This window comes from Paenibacillus peoriae KCTC 3763, assembly GCF_000236805.1.
Classification (GTDB): Bacteria; Bacillota; Bacilli; order Paenibacillales; family Paenibacillaceae; genus Paenibacillus; species Paenibacillus peoriae.
This window is the reverse complement of record NZ_AGFX01000038.1, coordinates 65943-83014: the sequence shown is the minus strand read 5'-3', so window position 1 is coordinate 83014 and position 17072 is coordinate 65943. Positions and strand designations below refer to the sequence as shown.

Sequence of the window (17072 nt, the reverse complement as noted above, 5' to 3'; positions counted from 1 at the left end):
TTTTTTATACTATAAAATAAAAGCAATTCAAGTAAAGGGTGTGAACCAATTGGCTAAAATCAAATATGCACTTGTGGGCACCGGAGGCAGAGCCGAATTTTTTTACGGTGAAGTTGTTACCGTTTTCAAGGATACCTCGGAGCTGATCGCGTTCTGTGATGTCAATCAGACGAGAATGGATTATGCCAACCGACTGTTGCAGGAGAAATACGAGCATGAACCGATTCCGACCTATAAAGCCCACGAATTTGACCGGATGATCGCGGAAACGAAGCCGGATATCGTGATCGTCACGACTGTTGACCGGGTACATCATCGGTATATTATCCGGGCGATGGAACTGGGCTGTGATGTCATTTCCGAGAAGCCGATGACGGTGGACGAGGACAAATGCCAGGATATTTTGGACGCCATAGACCGCACCGGACGCAAGCTACGTGTCACCTTTAACTACCGCTATGCGCCGCATAATACGAAAATCCGCGAGATTATTATGGACGGGACGCTTGGTGATGTCTTGTCGGTCAATTTCGAATGGCTGCTGAACACACAGCATGGTGCCGATTATTTTCGTCGCTGGCACCGGGATAAGCGCAATAGCGGCGGTCTGCTGGTGCATAAATCGACGCATCATTTTGACCTGATGAACTTCTGGCTCGGCTCGAAGCCAGAGACCGTATATGCGATGGGCGATCTGAAATTTTACGGCCGGGAAAATGCCGAGCAGCGCGGCGTGACGGAGTTCTACCAACGGGCTTACGGCAGCAAGGCGGCGGAAAATGATCCTTTTGCGCTGCATCTGGACCGTAACGAGCATCTGAAAAGCATGTATCTGGATGCTGAGCATGAGGATGGCTATATACGCGATCAAAGTGTATTTGGCGACAATATCAGCATTGAGGATACACTCAGTGTCATGGTGAAGTACAAGAACAAGGCAGTGATGAACTACTCGCTGAATGCTTACATGCCTTGGGAGGGCTTTATCATCGTATTTAACGGCACCAAGGGACGGATGGAGGTTCGGGTATCCGAGCAGTCCTACGTTAATTCCGGTGGTAGCAAGGCAGATGAGGGGGCGTTAAAAGAGAAGACCATCACGGTTTATCCTCACTTTGCAGCACCTTATGAGGTCGAAGTAGAGGAAGGCGTGGGGGGACATGGTGGAGGAGATCCGGTCATGCTGCGCGATATTTTCGATAAGCCGGCAGAGGATCGGTTTCATCGTGCAGCTTCACATATCGACGGTGCATGGTCCATCTTGACAGGCATCGCAGCCAACCGCTCTATGCGTACAGGTCTACCGGTGAAGGTGGAGGAACTGGTGCGTTTGTAGCGAGGCCAGTGACTTTTATACCAAGAAGCCCCCTCTAACCAGATGAATAGAGGAGGCTTCTTGGTTGCATTATTTATCGGCAGTCAGTTTACGCGCTCCCAATTCTTGTACAGGACGATGATTATCGGGAAAAAGGGTAGCGAACTGATTAATTTGGTCCGCCGACATTTCAATAGGCTGCTCCAGCACGATCCAGTTCACATGCTCTGTGCATGGAGGGGTGGTCAGAGAGCCGTTGTAGCGTACCGAGTGCAGATCCTTTGGCAGAAGAGCAGCGAGATTTATTTCCTCCTCCAGAGCCGCTTCCTTGGAAACATCTATTGGAAGTTTGGGCCAAATACGGCTAAAAGCTTTATTTTCCTTGCCATCTTGAATGAGTACGCCTAAGACAGCTGTGCTGCCATTGTCGCTCTGATGAACAAAATGAAGCTCCATATCGGCATTTTTACCATCTATTTGGTGTTCACTGGGATGATGAAAATGAAACTGTTTTAAAGTGAACTTAGTACCGTCCAGTACAATATAATTGCTGGGGCTGGCTGCATTGATTTGAACGGTGTGTCCATTATTCAGAACGGATACTTTCGTATTGGTGTAGTGAACCTGTATCGGTTGCTGCGTCTGCGAAGCTTCTATACGAGTATGTTCTATGTTGACAGGAGATTGTTCGCGGCCGTTACCACAAGCGGCAAAATCCTTTTCCAGCTCTCCCCAATGCTCGGGTCCTTCATCTCCTTCATAGGACCAGTGCGGGCTTTTCTAAACAACCGTATGTACATTGTTAGCTGCTGGGGCTGAGGTGTTGGTGGTGCTAGAAGTCGCGGACTGAGGAGTACATCCTGTTATCCATACGACCAAGAAAATGGAAAACACGCTGGATAGGCAAACTTTCCAGTTTTTTTTCATGGCTTTTTAACCTTCTTCCAGATAGAAAATGTAAAACTTTTTTACATTGTAAATTATTTCACAAAGTTCCTGCAAGGGTCCAAGGGCTTAGGAAGAAGGAAAAGAAGCACTCTTTTTGCTTTACAGCTTGTTCAGGATATTATCTTCCAAAACAGTCGATTTATCCCCGTACTCTTTAATAATATGCCTTTCTCCCCAGGCACAAAGGTCATCCAAAATGCTTTTCAGACTACATCCATATTCGCTAAGCTCGTACTCCACTTTGGGAGGAACCTGATTGTAGCTGATTCGGTTAACAATGCCGTCCTGCTCCAGCTCCCGAAGCTGCTGAGTCAGCATTTTTTGTGTAATGGAAGGCATTAGCCGCTTTAATTCACTTGTCCGCATCTTTCCATGTGTCAAATGGCACAGAATCACACACTTCCATTTTCCCCCGATTACCTCTAGCGTCGCCTCAACAGAGATGTTGTATTTTTTCTGTTCCAATGCCGATCCCTCCATGTGCTTCACTTCGTGTTATACATATCTTAACTGTCTGTTTTGATCTTAATGGTTTTGGATGAAGGGTACTTTTTGGTACCTATATTACTAAAAAGTACGTACTGTTCATACTTGCTTGAATAATTCATAATAACATCTGCTGGTCGAAGATTTCTATATATAGGGGTGAAAAACATGTCGTCAGATCAACAACGAAGTATTTGGCCGCTGCTGGCTTTAGCCATAAGTGCCTTTGCCATAGGAACAACCGAGTTCATCAGCGTAGGGCTGCTTCCCCTGATCGCACAGGACTTGCACATATCCGTAACCATGTCCGCGCTAACGGTAACGCTGTACGCACTAGGGGTAACAATTGGGGCGCCTGTCCTGACCTCACTAACATCAAGTGTTCCCCGTAAAACGCTGCTGCTGTGGATCATGATTGTATTTATAATAGGCAACAGCTTTGCCGCGCTCTCCAGCGGAATTGTGTTGCTGCTGATCGCACGCGTCATCTCGGCATTTTCTCACGGAGTGTTCATGTCCATCGGCTCCACCATCGCAGCCGACCTTGTGCCGGATGATCGGCGGGCCAGTGCTATTTCCATCATGTTTTCCGGGCTGACTGTAGCCACGGTCACGGGTGTGCCTCTCGGCACCTATGTTGGGCAGCAATGGGGCTGGCGGGCCGCCTTCATGGCGATTGTAGTCGTCGGTATCGTGGCACTTATCGCCAATCTGCTGCTGCTGCCGTCTACGCTGCGCAAAGGGAACAAGACTCCTCTCCGCGAGCAGGCCAAACTGGTTACCAACGGTCGCTTGTTACTCGCATTTATCATTACAGCCCTGGGTTATGGAGGCACGTTTGTCGTGTTTACTTATTTATCTCCATTACTTCACGACATAACCGGATTTAAGCCCAATATCGTAACGTTCATTCTTTTGCTGTACGGCATTGCGATTGCCATCGGGAATGTTATCGGCGGAAAAGCTGCAAACCGCAAGCCGCTTTCAGCTTTATTTTACATGTTCCTGATTCAGGCTGTTGTCCTGTTCCTTCTGCTGTTTACCGTATCTTTTAAAACGGCGGGGCTGATTACAATCTTTTTTATGGGGTTGCTTGCATTTATGAACGTGCCTGGTTTACAAATATATGTAGTGATGTTAGCGGAACGTTTTGCCCCCAAGGCTGTGGATGTTGCCTCTGCCGTCAATATTGCTGCCTTTAATGCAGGGATTGCGATTGGAGCTTATGTCGGCGGGCTTGTGACTGACTCGTTGGGTCTCATTCATACGACCTGGATCGGTGCCATTATGGTTTTTGTGGCAGTTCTGCTCACAGGCTGGAGTCGTATACTCGAAAAAGGGGATACAACTGCCTTGATAGGCTAAAACTTATAAAAATTGGAGAGGGAGATATAGAATGACGCAAAACTTGCAAAGCACAACAACCTTGCACAACGGAGTTCGTATGCCTTGGTTTGGCATCGGGGTCTTTAAAGTAGAGGAAGGCTTGGAACTGGTCGATGCTATAAAAGCTGCTGTAAATTATGGCTACCGCAGTATAGATACAGCTGCAATCTATGCGAATGAAAAAAGTGTTGGACAGGCTATTCAGGAAGCCCTTCAGGAGAATAACCTGTCCAGAGAAGAGCTGTTTGTCACGTCCAAAGTGTGGAATGCCGACCTGGGATATGACGAGACACGGGCAGCCTTTGAAGCCAGCTTGGATAAGCTGGGTCTGGTTTATCTGGATCTGTATCTGATTCATTGGCCTGTCCAAGGGAAGTATAAGGAAGCCTGGAGAGCTTTAGAGTCCTTGTATAAAGAAGGACGGATCAAGGCGATCGGAGTCAGCAACTTCCAGATTCATCATTTGGAAGACCTTATGAAGGATGCTGAGATTAAGCCCATGGTCAATCAGGTGGAATTCCACCCGCAATTAACACAAGTAGAGCTGCTGCAATTCTGTCAAAAGCATAGCATTCAATTGGAAGCCTGGTCCCCGCTTATGCAGGGCCAATTGCTTGATCATCCGGTGCTGCAAGACATAGCGAGCAAGTATGGTAAATCGGTGGCTCAAGTAATTTTACGCTGGGATGTACAGCAGGGAGTTGTCACCATTCCCAAGTCTACCAAGGCACATCGGATTATCGAAAATGCCGACATCTTTGATTTTGAATTGACGCGCGAGGATATGGAGCGAATTCAGGCGTTAAATGCCAATCTTCGAGTGGGTCCTGATCCGGATAACTTCGACTTTTAAATTCTGCTTATGATAAGGCACGCCGTTTCTTTCTTCGTTGAAAGGAACGGCGTTTTTGTCCATGATGAGTATGGAGTCACAGCATTCCACCCCCGCCATATGCTATGATAGAGTTATGGAAAAAGAGACGGTTTGGAAGCTTGTGAAAATGAAAACCCTCCGGAGGGCCTCATGAATAAGACAATTGCAGATATAGCCCACATGGCCGGTGTGGCCAAGAGCACGGTATCCCGTTATTTGAACGGCGGGGCTGTAAGTGTGGATACGAGACGTAAAATTGAAAAGGTGGTCAAGGCCACGGGTTATGTGCCCAATACCTTTGCCCAGAGCCTAAAGGCGAAACGGACCAACATTATCGGAACCGTTGTGCCACGCCTGGATTCGTTTGCGACATCTCATACGCTGATGGGGATTGATGAGGAGCTGCGCTCCCGGCATTATCAGATGCTGATCTCCAATACGAGCCAGGATGTAAAGCGAGAAATCGAAGCCCTCTATGAGCTGGGGCGGCAAAAGATTTCCGGCATCATTTTGCTGGCTGCTCAAATTACGGATGACCATCTGACCGCGATTCGTGACATTCGTATTCCGGTGTTGCTGGTGGGCCAGCAGCATGAGCAGATTCATAGCCTGATCCATGATGACTACCATGCAGGATATGATATCGGCGCTTATGTTCTCTCGCAGGGACACCGTGAGATTGCCTACGTCGGTGTTACGGAGAAGGACGTTGCTGTCGGCGTACAGCGCAAAGAGGGCTTTAGGCAGGCTGTTCGGGATGCATTGCCTGCAGGGTCACATACGGACGATGCGCTGCGGGCTGCTGGCTATGATATCAGATACTATGAAACCGGATTTAAAATGGCCGATGCACGGATTGCTGCGTCTGCCATCTTGGATCAGTTCAAGCCGTCGTTAATGGTGTGTGCTACGGATAATATTGCGCTTGGCGTGATCAATGCGGCTTATTCCAGAGGAATTGCCATCCCGTCAGAATTATCGGTGACCGGCTTCGGGGGATACGATATTACGGAGGTCATTCACCCTGCGCTGACAACTGTTCAATACCCGTATATGGAGGCTGGACGTGTAGCGGCACAAAATATCATGCGGCTGGTAGAGCATAAACCGGTAGAGCAAGTGACAGTCATGAATTATTCTCTTATCCAAAGAGAAAGCGTTGACAAACGTTGAATAAGTGGATTATAATTTCTTCGAAACCGGTTCCATAACACTCGGGCACAAATGGAATCGGTTGCAAATCCATGGATAAAATATTTTTTTAATCAGATCGGAACCGGTTCCGGTATATTTTTTTCAATGTGTTGGAACCGGTTCCTGTTACGAGAGTTTTAATAAGAATGAGGTACATCTATGAAAATGACAAATGAACAGAAGTATCGGCTTATTGAACAGGCAGAGCCAGGTGAAATAGCCAGCCTGGTGGAAAAAGTCAAGAAATGCCATTGGAGGCAGACATTTCATATTCAGCCACCAATAGGCTTGCTCAATGACCCCAATGGCTTTTCATATTACCAGGGTGAATACCATTTGTTCTATCAGTGGTTCCCCTTGGGAACCGATCATGGGATGAAATACTGGTATCACTTGAAGTCCAAAGATTTGGTCACATGGGACAGTGCGGGCATCGGTATTACCCCGGGAGATACCTTTGATTCACATGGAGCTTATTCGGGCAGCGCGCTGGAGCATGAGGGCAAGCTGTATATGCTGTATACGGGAAATACACGGGACGAAAACTGGATCAGACATCCTTATCAATGTATGGCCGTTATGGATGAGAGCGGTCTCATTACAAAATGGGAACATCCTGTCATTTCGAGTGTCCCGGAAGGGTATACAGACCACTTTCGTGATCCCAAGCTGTGGAAGGACGGCGACAGCTTTTATTGTGTGATTGGTGCCCAAAGAACGAATGCAACAGGCTGCGTCGTCCTTTATCGATCAACTGACCTTCATTCGTGGCAGTTTGAGGGGGAAATACGCACAGGCCTTGAGTCGTTTGGCTACATGTGGGAATGCCCGGACTATTTTGAACTGGACGGCTCGGGGGTATTGGTCTTTTCTCCTCAAGGCCTAGAGCCTTCAGGGGATGAATACCACAATATTTATCAATCGGGGTACATCATCGGCAAGCCGCTGAATACCGAGACAAGGACATTGGAGCATGGGGCGTTCTGCGAGCTGGATCGAGGCTTTGAATTTTATGCTCCGCAAACCATGGTTGATCCGCAGGGGCGGCGTATTATGGTGGCATGGATGGGATTGCCGGATATTGACTCTCCGACAGACCCGAACGGTTGGGCGCATTGCCTGACGCTGCCTAGGGAGCTTATCCTTCATGAGGGTAAACTCTTGCAGCGGCCTATCCCTGAGCTGACTGCGCTGCGCAGAAAGCGTGAGGATCGGGTGGCTGACACGTTATCGTCAGAGAGGAAAACCTATGAGGGCTTCAAGGGTACGGCCTATGAGCTGATTTGTGAGGTTGATCTTTTGAGTGCCAAGGCGTTTGGTATTGAATTCCGCGCGAGTGCAACTGAGAGAACGGTGATTAAATATGATGCTGTTAGCCGCAAGCTAGTACTGGACCGTTCACAATCGGGTGAGCCTGTGGCGGTTTCGTATGGTGAGGTAAGGCAGTGTGCATGGAATGAAGACCATATTAAGCTTCATTTGTTTGTAGATACGTCTTCGGTTGAGATTTTCGTCAATGATGGGGAAGATGTGTTCACCAGTCGTATTTTTCCGCACCCAGAGAGTGACGAAATACACTTTTTTGCTGACAAGGGAGAGGCTCTCTTCCAAGCGGTAAAATGGGATTTTACAGAGTAGGCTAATTCACCAAGTGGATCGTTAATCATCAATAACATAACGGAATGAACGAAAGGATGAACATCATGGCAGAAAACCGGGAAATTGCCAAAGAAGTGATTGAAGCGATTGGTGGGAAGGAAAATATTGCATCCTTTGCCCACTGTGCGACACGTCTGCGGATTATGGTGCATAACAAGGAGAAGATCGACCAGAAAAAGGTTGAGGAGATCGACAAGGTCAAGGGTGCTTTCTTTAATTCAGGTCAATATCAGATTATTTTTGGTACAGGGACCGTAAATCGGATTTTTGAAGAGGTTGAAAAGCTTGGTGTGACCGGATCTTCGAAAGAAGAGGTGAAAAGTCAGGCGAAAAAGGAAGGAAACGCATTCCAGCGCTCGATACGTACCTTCGGTGACGTCTTTGTGCCGATCATTCCTGTGCTGGTCGCTACAGGGTTGTTCATGGGTCTGCGCGGCTTGCTCACACAGCCGCAAATTCTCGCTCTGCTGGGCATGACGGCAAAGGACATTTCACCTAATTTTCTATTGTTTACACAGGTGTTAACGGATACCGCTTTTGCCTTTCTGCCTGCGCTGGTCGCCTGGTCAGCCTTTAGAGTGTTCGGCGGCAGCCCGGTATTGGGTATTGTGCTTGGTCTGATGCTGGTGAACCCAGCTCTGCCTAACGCTTATAGTGTGGCGGACGGCTCGGCCCATCCCTTGACGATGCTCGGATTCATTCCTGTGGTGGGTTATCAGGGCTCGGTATTGCCAGCCTTCTTTGTGGGCTTGATCGGAGCCAAGCTGGAGCGGGCGCTGCGCAAACGGGTTCCAGAAGCGCTGGATCTGATCCTTACGCCGTTTTTGACATTGTTAATCATGATTACACTCGGGCTGTTTGCCATCGGTCCGGTTTTCCATTCCTTCGAAGAATGGGTGCTGCACGGAACGACATTTGTACTTGATCTGCCTTTTGGTATCGCAGGGATTATCATCGGTTTCTTGCATCAAATTATCGTCGTTACGGGTGTGCATCATATATTCAATTTTCTGGAAATTCAGCTACTTGAAAAGACTGGCGTGAACGCATTCAACGCAATCATTACCTGTGCCATGGCTGCTCAAGGTGCCGCTTGTCTGGCGGTTGGACTGAAAACGAAGAATGCCAAGCTGAAAGCGCTAGCACTCCCTTCCTCGCTGTCTGCTTTTCTTGGGATTACCGAGCCGGCTATTTTCGGTGTCAACCTGAGATATATGAAGCCTTTTGTTATGGGTCTGATTGGTGGGGCAGTTGGCGGCTTTATCGCTTCGATCTTCCATCTGGCGGCTACAGGCATGGCCATTACGGTCATTCCGGGCACGCTGCTTTACATGAACCATCAGCTGCCGCTTTACATTTTGGCCAACTTGGCTGCTATGGCTGTAGCGTTTGTTCTGACCTGGATGTTCGGCTACAACGATAAAATGCTAGAGGAAGTCAAAACAGCGGGTTCTTCCAATTAACATCACCTCCCATTAACACCGGCCAGGTGGTAGAAATAAGCACACGTATATAAGTGAACTTTGACGGTCGTTCTGTCTTGGAGAGAAGGTATCCAAGCGGGGCGGCCGTTTTTCATAGACTTTATCATTTACGCATTCGATTATTAGGGACTTCTTTCATGTTCATATTACTACTGTCCTCAGCGCAAGTTACCGCTACAAAAAGAGAGTTAACAACGCAAGCTGATAAGAGAGAAAGAAAAACGTTTCTTTTTTTCATTTGAAAACCCTCCTTAGATTTCAGAATACATTCGTGATCCTGAGCCTAGCCATTCCTCTTGTTCGATCTTCTGCTACAGATAATATATATATATTAATTTATATAAATAATTTCAATGATGATTATGGTACATGCTTATCTTTTTTCTAGATGGATTCGTAACAATGCTCTACAATTCATGCTCCATTTTAGATTTTTTACTGTATCTCCGAAAAGAATAAGGCTAAACTACCCAAAATGATTTTAAGCCGTGGGACAGATTTTTCTTAAAAGTGGAGAATTTTATTGAATGAAGCCTAAAGAATGGACCTTGTTAAGGCCTCCCTTCATACTGAATGATTGTCCATTTTTATCTGTCAGACTTCCGATGAGACAGAATCTTGTGTCAATAAGGTAAAAATTACAAAAAGTATGTACACGGTAGCTGTTTTATATGTTATTATACAAATGTTGTTAAAATTTAGCATTTGGGAGGCAATTATTTGTGAAAAAATTTCTTGTAACTATGCTAGTTGTTATGTTGGTATCCATCGGATTGAACCCTTCAAGCTCCTACGCAGATTCCTCTTCATCAGCTAAAGATTCTTCTCCACAGTCGCTATTCCCACCATATTCTTCAATTGTTAATTCGAATTCATTATTGAGCGGTTTGACGGCTGAAGAATATAATGAAGTTATCGAAAATGCGATACCGATAGAATCAATTGCTGTTGAAAAAGAAAAGACTCAAACCGATCAAAAAATCTCGCCGATGGCATCATTGGCATCTTGGCAATTTAGTCACTTTTCTCGAAACGATGGGGGTATTTACTCTAATAAGTTTTCAGTTAATAACGCAGCTACCTTGAATTTCCATGTGGTACAATGGGTAGATGGTAGTTCTTGGTCTCGTCCTGAAGTAGGTTACCTGATTGTGAACAAAAATTATTTGGGAGAGGTTTTTGCCGTTTATGGAAGATATACAGATGAAAGTAGGGATTTTCAACTGAGAGCTCCAAGTGCTGGAGAATATCAGGTAATGGTACTTAACCTCAATGATTATACGATTTCAGGAAATGGATACGTCACGTTTTAATATTATTTTATTTAACGATTGTTAAGTTTTTTTATGAAATTGTTATAATACTAATATTTTCAAAAATATGTAATACATCTTTGGGAAGGGAGGTGTGTGTGTGAACAAGCGGCTAAGAACAATTGTTGTAGTTTTAGGTCTAACTGTTCTTGTCGGAGGAGTTATAACCGTCATTCAAAGTCAAACTTTTGCCAATGAAACCATAACCAGCGTTAAGGTTACCGACGATTCTAACACCAATGAAACCAAAACCGAGGTTAAGGCTAGCGACAATTCTAACGTCAATGAAACCAAAGCCGGGGCTAAAGCAACCGACGATTCTAACTGGCTCTCACCAGAGAGAAAGAAAGAACTAAATCATCTAGCTCAATCTAAACAACCCCACATCCTGTTAACTGAGCACGGGGATTTTTATCCGGTTAAGGTTCCGAACAAGTACCCAAGTGATCAGGTTGCAAATTTGGACAATGATGGAGAAGAAATAACCGCTAAAACAAAGCAGGTCATTTTAAGAAATTTCACCTACGAAAAAAAAGAGGAAGAAAACTGATCTTCCCAGGAACGAGGAACGCTCAAAAAAATGAGCGTTCTTTTTTCGTATCATCCATCTTCCCACAATCCTATTTCTATAGTTTGAAGACATGCCCTAGACAATCGAAGAGCGCTCATCCAAAAATTCGGACGGGGAACAGCCTGTTAACCGTTTGAAGATTCGATGGAAATAGGAGACATCACTATAGCCGACATACTCTGAAATTTCACGAATCGTCAGTTGGGACTCGGTCAGCATGTAGATGGCCGTTTTAATGCGCTGCGTATGTACATGCTCGCTGATGGTTTGGCGCGTTACCTCACGCAGCAGTGTGGCGGCGTAGTTGGGTGTTTTGCTGATGACGTTACCTAGCTCTTCCTTCGTCACTTTTTCCCTGTAATGATTTTGGATATACTGCTTCATATAATCTACAAGCCGCTCTTTATCGCTCGAAATGACACCTTTGTTCCATTCCTGATTGGTATAAATCATCGTCTCGGTCAGTAGACAGTCAGCCATCAGCTCATAGTAGCTTGGGCGCTCTGTCCATTGGTAATACACCGATTTGATTCGTTCATGCAGCATATCGTAGCATCCGAGCTTGATCGACAGCGGCTTGTCCGTATTCAATATGGGAAGTACGGTATTCGTACATGTTTTGCGGCAATGTATCACATACTTGGTATGAAAAAGCGTAGGGATACTTTTGCCATAGTAGGGCAGATGTCCAGGCAGGATCAGAACCTCTCCCTTGCCGAGAATAATCTTGCGATCGTTCACCCAATATACACATTTTCCAAAGGTGACCAAAATGAACACGAAGTTGTCTTTGCTGCTATCTGGATCAGCCTTCTCGTACCAGTCCACGCCATGGTCCTGTCGCACGTCCGTGATTGTAATCATGAGGTCACTCTCCATGTCTTAAAAATTCACTATACTGTACTATAATACAGTCATCATACTATAGTTCATGGTCTTGTCGCATCGGTATAGGTAAAATAAAGTCATAAAAAGTGTAAATAGATAGAGCAGCCACATGGAATAGAAACCATACTGGAATTACGACCAAATAGTAAAGACATTCAGGAGGATGACATTTCTATGCTTAAAACGAAAATTATTTGTACGATGGGACCTGCCTGCGACTCCATTCATTTGTTAAAGGAAATGATTCAGGCCGGTATGACAGTAGCCCGCTTGAACATGGCTCACGGGGAGCTGGAAGATCACGTTAAACGTATTGAAAATGTGAGACAGGCTGCGAAGGAACTGGGTACTTTTATTCCTGTCATGATGGATATCAAAGGGCCTGAAATACGGATCGGCAAGCTGAGAGAAGCATCCTGTCTGCTGAAACCAGGCAGCCAGCTGATTCTGACTACAGAAGAGATTTTGGGGGACGAGCACCGTATTTCGGTGAATTACCCGGATATGCCAAAGGACATTAAACCAGGCGACCGCATTTTGATTGACGACGGTTTGGTTGATCTGACTGTAACCTCTATTGAGGGTACTGAAATGATTTGTAATATTGTAAGCGGCGGTGTTTTGAAGCCGAGAAAAGGTGTGAATCTGCCAGGGATTCATACGACTCTTCCAGGCGTAACGGAGCGCGACGTGAAGCACATCCAATTTGGGGTGGAGCAGCGTATCGAGCTTATTGCGGCTTCTTTTGTGCGTAAAGGCGACGACATCCGTGAAATCCGTGAGATTTTGAAGGGACATCAAGCCGAGCATGTACAAATTTATTCCAAGATTGAAAATGCTGAAGGCATGGAAAACCTGGATGATATTATTGTGGCTTCGGATGGTATTATGGTAGCCCGTGGTGATTTGGGCGTTGAAGTGCCGATTCAAGACGTGCCTGTGATGCAAAAAGAAATGATCGACAAGTGTAATCTGGTCGGCAAACCGGTAATTGTAGCTACGCACATGCTGGAATCCATGCAAGTCAACCCGCGTCCGACGAGAGCTGAAGTAAGTGACGTATTTAATGCGGTTATGCAAGGGGCCGATGTAGTGATGCTATCGGGCGAATCTGCCGCAGGTAAATATCCTGTCGAGTCCGTTCGTACAATGGCTGCGGTAGCTGCCAGAGCGGAATCGCAGTTTGATTACCAGGAGCAGTTCAATAAGCGTAGAGCACGCCAAAGCACGAACATTACTGAAGTGATCAGTCAGGGTGCGGTTAGCTCTTCTCTTGAGCTGGATGCCAAAGCGATTATTACCTCGACTGCCAGCGGATTCACGGCACGGATGGTGTCCAAATACCGTCCGAAGGCTCCGATTATTGCCGTTACTCCGAACAGTACGGTGTTCGCTAAAATTTGTCTGTTGTCCGGGGTATTCCCGGTCAAAGGGGATAAAGTAGCGACAACGGATGAAATGTTCGAATCCTCGATCCGTAATGCCCTGAATGCAGGATATATCCAAAAAGGGGATACCATCGTACTGTCAGCGGGCGTTCCTGTTGCAGAGGCCGGTGCGACGAATCTGATCAGAGTACATCAAGTGTAAAGGTAAGAGGTAGCAAAAAAAGGCGCTGATCCTTGTAGGTTTAGCGCCTTTTTAACGTGTAAATCCGAACTCGAAAGCCTGTTTTACAGCCCAAACACACTTTTAGCAACGACCTGTGTCAATTCCGACTTATGAGCCTGGTATTGTTCCAGCGTAATGCTCTTATTGGCCAGTCGTTGATCCAACTGCTCCGTTAACTGAGCGACCTGCAAATCGACGACAGCCTGCGCGTCCTGTTTATTGGTTAGGGCAATATCCGCCAAGGTTTGACCGTTATACAGTGCATCATACAATTGCTCATCCGAGGATATGCCCAGCGTATCCAGCAGCTTATCATCCTTGGATGCTTCATTATCCTGTACCTGCGGGGCTCTCTCCGGAGCCAATGCAGCAGCATTAGCCCGACTTCCCCATGTAGAGGACTGCCCAATCGACAACGCCAGCAACAGTGTGCAGATGACCATTATTCGTTTTCGATTCATAAGTGTAAAATCTCCTTTTGTTTCATTAAAATTGTGACAGGGTGCGAACGGTATATGGATATCCAACGGGAGTCATGTTTATGCCTTTAGTCCATCCGGCTTATGTAGTTACCAGATCGTTAAATACATCATACACGCCTAATCTTAGCGCCAGCTTAATTCTCGTTTAAAATAAACTAAAAGAGCGGTGGTTTTTTCTTCTTTGTCCACAGCTTTTTTAGAGCATGTACCCCGAGCAGCAGCAATGGTAAAAATAATCCTATAGATAATGAAAAAGGAATCCACGTCTTGGTATCATACGTTTGTTGATAAGGAACATTGGGATATACGATGATGGACAACACGATTAAAATGATCCCGAGAGGAAGCACCAGCTGCTGATTGCTTTTTAATTGAAAGACCTGGGCTATGGCTACCATAATGGTGTACATATATATTGTGATTCTGAAAAAAAGCGAAATAAACCACATGGTAGCCATGATCGCTTCAATGCGCTGTAGAAAATGACCAATATTGATTTTTTTGGCTAACGCATAGCTTGGATATAGATTTCGCGCCGTTATGTCAGGACCTAGCACTAAAATAGCTAATATCACGATGATGAACAATGCCAATCCGCCAATCAAGCTTCCTAAGAAAAAAGCTTTGCGGGCTTGATCGGGACGATTTACAGAAGCCGGAAAGATCATGAGCAAAACGATATGAGGCAGATATGCGGTGCTCACAAAGGAGAGGGCAGCAGGCCAGATAGGACCAACTCCTGCTTCCAGCACAGGTTGTATATTTTCCAGCTTAATATTGGACACCACTAAACCCGTAAAAGAAATGTAAAGCAGGACAAAGATCGGAAACATTATTTCAGCAGAACGGGCCAGCACTTCCAGTCCCAGACGAAGAGCCATCAATATAATAAGCGCAAAAATAATATTTACGGCCGTAATCGGTGTTTCCGGCATGATTTGAGTGGTCATAAAATTCCCCAAATAAAATAAAACCGGAGCAGGAGCATTGATGAATAATCCTGTAAGAAGCAGGAGGACGGTGGCTTTGCCAAGCCATTTCCCCAGCAGGGCTTCCATGATTTCAACCAGCGTCATCTGCGGATACAGATCTGTAATTTTGATATACAAATACACCATAAGAAGCCCGAACCCTATGCCGACGAGCGTGGCAATCCAGGCGTCCTGTTTGGCTACAAGCGCCATGCCTGAAGGGATGATGAGGATTGTACTTCCTATCGTAAACAAAATGGTTAAGATCATAAGCTGACGTGCGGAAATTTTGACCTGATCGGGCACCATGTTCACCTCGTTGTTTATTTGATTAATCCAATATGGATTAGGAAATTGCTAAATGGTCTATATATGGCTGTGATCCAGTCCAGAGGGGTGGGAATAGTCCATGTGAACGCCTTGGCGCAACTGATTCCGACTCCAAGTACAAGGAGAACGGAAAACAGCCAAAGCTCTTTTTTTAATCTCTTTTTCCACATGTAGGGAACCTCTAGCAAGCAGATCACAACAGCAACCAGCAATATTCCCAGCACGTTTACCATTTGAGACAGCATCTTTCAGCACCTTCTTTTTCATGGACATGGTCTACGGGGAACAGATCGTCGGCATAATCCAGAAGAGGATCTACTCTTTAACATCATTCAGAAATGAACTGCCGATTGTGCCCAAGCGCCGAAGCTTGAGATTGATCTTGATATTTACGGGCAAGTCTACAAAGTGCTCACGGCCCCAATTGTTTTTGAGTGTACTCCAAGCCTTCGGGTTAGCGCGGCGAATGGCTTCGCCGAATCCAAAGATGTCAGACTTGTACGATTTTTGAGCTTTTTGGACGGCTGCTCTCATAAACTCTTCTAACTTTTCTTCCCCTCTCTTCTCAATGTCATAAATCGTGCCCACCTTGGTCAGATCCAGACCGGTACATTCGACTTCTCCCACGTTGGCTTCAACCTGCATTTTAATATTGATTCGGGGCTCGCCCCGATTGACCGCTCCTTTTATGGTAGTTTGAGTCCGAATAATTTCCATGATCACTTTGCCGCCTTCGGGACAGGCTACATGATTTACGGAGCTTCTTACTTTACCGGTAATATAGTTGTAGCCCCTACTTTCGTCTTCATTTAACCAGCCGATTAATTTGTCTTTTTTGAACACAGCCATTCCGGAATATTCCAGCCGGGCGGAAGTGACGATCTTTTCGACATTTTCTTTGGTCTCTCCTGCTTCTTTATTGCCAACGATCTGAAGTCCTGTCAAGACAGGCTCTATACCTTGATTGGTGAGAGATGCGAGCAATTCATCCAGGGTTACAGTCGTACTAGGTGACCAGCTTTTTTCAGATATATCCAGAGAGGAAAATAAGTCATTCGCCGGAATCGGGTCCAAGGGCGTCAAAATTTTCAGTATATCTTCGGCACTTGAGTCTTTTGACAGCACTAAGTAGAAGTCGGTACGAAAATGATGATCTCTTGACAGGAAATCAAGCGCTTTGGCCATACCGTTCGCGGCCATCGACTCACCAATCACACAGATGCGAAGATGGGAAAAATAGATTTTTCGAGGACTCGTTTTCGTCATTTTGCGGACGGCCTCAAAAATGGTCTCGGCTTTGGCCGTATATAACGTGGTGGGAGCCCGCCCGCTCCCGCCACCACCTTTAGACGATACCTGACCCGGGTCTACGACTTGGACGGAAACCTGGAATTGATCGCCCAGCTTATCGATTCCCATACCGACAGCGATGGCCAGCTCATTCAATTCCGTACGGTTCCAACAACCCGTGAGTAGCAAGGTCATTGTAAGAATCAGGAGCAGACAGGCGGCCTTCCGTTTCACGATTTTCGACTCCTTTCCATTTGTGCCAGTCTACTC

15 protein-coding genes and 1 pseudogene are annotated in these 17072 nt (G+C 46.0%); 9 read left to right on the top strand and 7 right to left on the bottom strand.

Annotation, left to right across the window (positions count from 1 at the left end; genetic code table 11):
• Positions 1 to 49: 49 nt before the first annotated feature.
• On the top strand, positions 50 to 1336 hold the full coding sequence (locus tag KQI_RS0119515; protein WP_010348566.1) for a Gfo/Idh/MocA family protein: 1287 nt from the start codon (positions 50 to 52) through the stop codon (positions 1334 to 1336).
• Between the two features lie 69 nt (positions 1337 to 1405).
• Here KQI_RS0119515 and KQI_RS27160 read toward each other — a convergent pair.
• Both KQI_RS27160 and KQI_RS0119505 read right to left on the bottom strand, forming a co-directional pair.
• Positions 1406 to 2242, bottom strand: a pseudogene (locus KQI_RS27160) (carbonic anhydrase).
• Positions 2243 to 2362: 120 nt separating this feature from the next.
• Positions 2363 to 2728 (bottom strand): winged helix-turn-helix transcriptional regulator, encoded by a 366-nt coding sequence (locus tag KQI_RS0119505; RefSeq protein ID WP_010348564.1) that lies wholly within the window; start codon positions 2726 to 2728, stop codon positions 2363 to 2365.
• A 189-nt stretch (positions 2729 to 2917) separates the two neighbouring features.
• Between KQI_RS0119505 and KQI_RS0119500 the strand changes: the two genes are divergently transcribed.
• The 5 genes from KQI_RS0119500 to KQI_RS0119480 all read left to right on the top strand — a co-directional run bounded on the left by KQI_RS0119500 (position 2918) and on the right by KQI_RS0119480 (position 9325).
• Positions 2918 to 4114, top strand: coding sequence for an MFS transporter (locus KQI_RS0119500; RefSeq protein ID WP_010348563.1), 1197 nt, complete (start codon positions 2918 to 2920; stop codon positions 4112 to 4114).
• A 31-nt stretch (positions 4115 to 4145) separates the two neighbouring features.
• Complete coding sequence (locus KQI_RS0119495; protein WP_010348562.1) at positions 4146 to 4988, top strand: aldo/keto reductase; 843 nt, start codon at positions 4146 to 4148, stop codon at positions 4986 to 4988.
• 171 nt (positions 4989 to 5159) lie between these two features.
• On the top strand, positions 5160 to 6182 hold the full coding sequence (locus tag KQI_RS0119490; RefSeq protein WP_010348561.1) for a LacI family DNA-binding transcriptional regulator: 1023 nt from the start codon (positions 5160 to 5162) through the stop codon (positions 6180 to 6182).
• A 180-nt stretch (positions 6183 to 6362) separates the two neighbouring features.
• Entirely contained in the window at positions 6363 to 7841 is a 1479-nt protein-coding gene (locus tag KQI_RS0119485) for a glycoside hydrolase family 32 protein (RefSeq protein ID WP_010348560.1), read from the top strand.
• Between the two features lie 65 nt (positions 7842 to 7906).
• On the top strand, positions 7907 to 9325 hold the full coding sequence (locus KQI_RS0119480; RefSeq protein WP_010348559.1) for a sucrose-specific PTS transporter subunit IIBC: 1419 nt from the start codon (positions 7907 to 7909) through the stop codon (positions 9323 to 9325).
• Positions 9326 to 9449: 124 nt separating this feature from the next.
• Here KQI_RS0119480 and KQI_RS29545 read toward each other — a convergent pair whose 3' ends face one another.
• Positions 9450 to 9584 (bottom strand): hypothetical protein, encoded by a 135-nt coding sequence (locus KQI_RS29545; RefSeq protein ID WP_277813529.1) that lies wholly within the window; start codon positions 9582 to 9584, stop codon positions 9450 to 9452.
• Positions 9585 to 10068: 484 nt separating this feature from the next.
• On the opposite strand from KQI_RS29545, the gene KQI_RS0119470 reads away from it, so the two are divergent.
• Both KQI_RS0119470 and KQI_RS27450 read left to right on the top strand, forming a co-directional pair.
• Positions 10069 to 10659, top strand: coding sequence for a hypothetical protein (locus KQI_RS0119470; protein ID WP_010348558.1), 591 nt, complete (start codon positions 10069 to 10071; stop codon positions 10657 to 10659).
• A 100-nt stretch (positions 10660 to 10759) separates the two neighbouring features.
• On the top strand, positions 10760 to 11209 hold the full coding sequence (locus KQI_RS27450) for a hypothetical protein (RefSeq protein WP_010348557.1): 450 nt from the start codon (positions 10760 to 10762) through the stop codon (positions 11207 to 11209).
• A gap of 96 nt (positions 11210 to 11305) precedes the next feature.
• On the opposite strand, the gene KQI_RS0119460 is transcribed toward KQI_RS27450, so the two are convergent.
• Positions 11306 to 12094, bottom strand: a complete 789-nt coding sequence (locus KQI_RS0119460) for an AraC family transcriptional regulator (protein WP_010348556.1) — start codon at positions 12092 to 12094, stop codon at positions 11306 to 11308.
• Positions 12095 to 12292: 198 nt separating this feature from the next.
• On the opposite strand from KQI_RS0119460, the gene pyk reads away from it, so the two are divergent.
• Positions 12293 to 13708: a pyruvate kinase gene (gene pyk, locus KQI_RS0119455; RefSeq protein ID WP_010348555.1), complete on the top strand. Its 1416-nt coding sequence runs from the start codon at positions 12293 to 12295 to the stop codon at positions 13706 to 13708.
• An 83-nt stretch (positions 13709 to 13791) separates the two neighbouring features.
• On the opposite strand, the gene KQI_RS0119450 is transcribed toward pyk, so the two are convergent.
• From KQI_RS0119450 to KQI_RS0119435, 3 genes are all read right to left on the bottom strand, one after another.
• Entirely contained in the window at positions 13792 to 14190 is a 399-nt protein-coding gene (locus tag KQI_RS0119450) for a hypothetical protein (protein ID WP_010348554.1), read from the bottom strand.
• A gap of 176 nt (positions 14191 to 14366) precedes the next feature.
• Positions 14367 to 15491, bottom strand: a complete 1125-nt coding sequence (locus KQI_RS0119445) for a GerAB/ArcD/ProY family transporter (protein WP_010348553.1) — start codon at positions 15489 to 15491, stop codon at positions 14367 to 14369.
• A gap of 336 nt (positions 15492 to 15827) precedes the next feature.
• Positions 15828 to 17036: a Ger(x)C family spore germination protein gene (locus KQI_RS0119435; protein ID WP_010348551.1), complete on the bottom strand. Its 1209-nt coding sequence runs from the start codon at positions 17034 to 17036 to the stop codon at positions 15828 to 15830.
• Positions 17037 to 17072 lie beyond the last annotated feature (36 nt).

What these genes read in the sequence shown, in the direction of transcription:
- KQI_RS0119500 (WP_010348563.1), top strand. Translation starts at nt 2,918, where the DNA reads ATGTCGTCAGATCAACAACGAAGTATTTGGCCGCTGCTGGCTTTAGCC.
- KQI_RS0119495 (WP_010348562.1), top strand. Translation starts at nt 4,146, where the DNA reads ATGACGCAAAACTTGCAAAGCACAACAACCTTGCACAACGGAGTTCGT.
- KQI_RS0119490 (WP_010348561.1), top strand. Translation starts at nt 5,160, where the DNA reads ATGAATAAGACAATTGCAGATATAGCCCACATGGCCGGTGTGGCCAAG.
- KQI_RS0119485 (WP_010348560.1), top strand. Translation starts at nt 6,363, where the DNA reads ATGAAAATGACAAATGAACAGAAGTATCGGCTTATTGAACAGGCAGAG.
- KQI_RS0119480 (WP_010348559.1), top strand. Translation starts at nt 7,907, where the DNA reads ATGGCAGAAAACCGGGAAATTGCCAAAGAAGTGATTGAAGCGATTGGT.
- KQI_RS29545 (WP_277813529.1), bottom strand. Translation starts at nt 9,584, where the DNA reads ATGAAAAAAAGAAACGTTTTTCTTTCTCTCTTATCAGCTTGCGTTGTT.
- KQI_RS0119460 (WP_010348556.1), bottom strand. Translation starts at nt 12,094, where the DNA reads ATGATTACAATCACGGACGTGCGACAGGACCATGGCGTGGACTGGTAC.
- pyk (WP_010348555.1), top strand. Translation starts at nt 12,293, where the DNA reads ATGCTTAAAACGAAAATTATTTGTACGATGGGACCTGCCTGCGACTCC.
- KQI_RS0119450 (WP_010348554.1), bottom strand. Translation starts at nt 14,190, where the DNA reads ATGAATCGAAAACGAATAATGGTCATCTGCACACTGTTGCTGGCGTTG.
- KQI_RS0119445 (WP_010348553.1), bottom strand. Translation starts at nt 15,491, where the DNA reads ATGGTGCCCGATCAGGTCAAAATTTCCGCACGTCAGCTTATGATCTTA.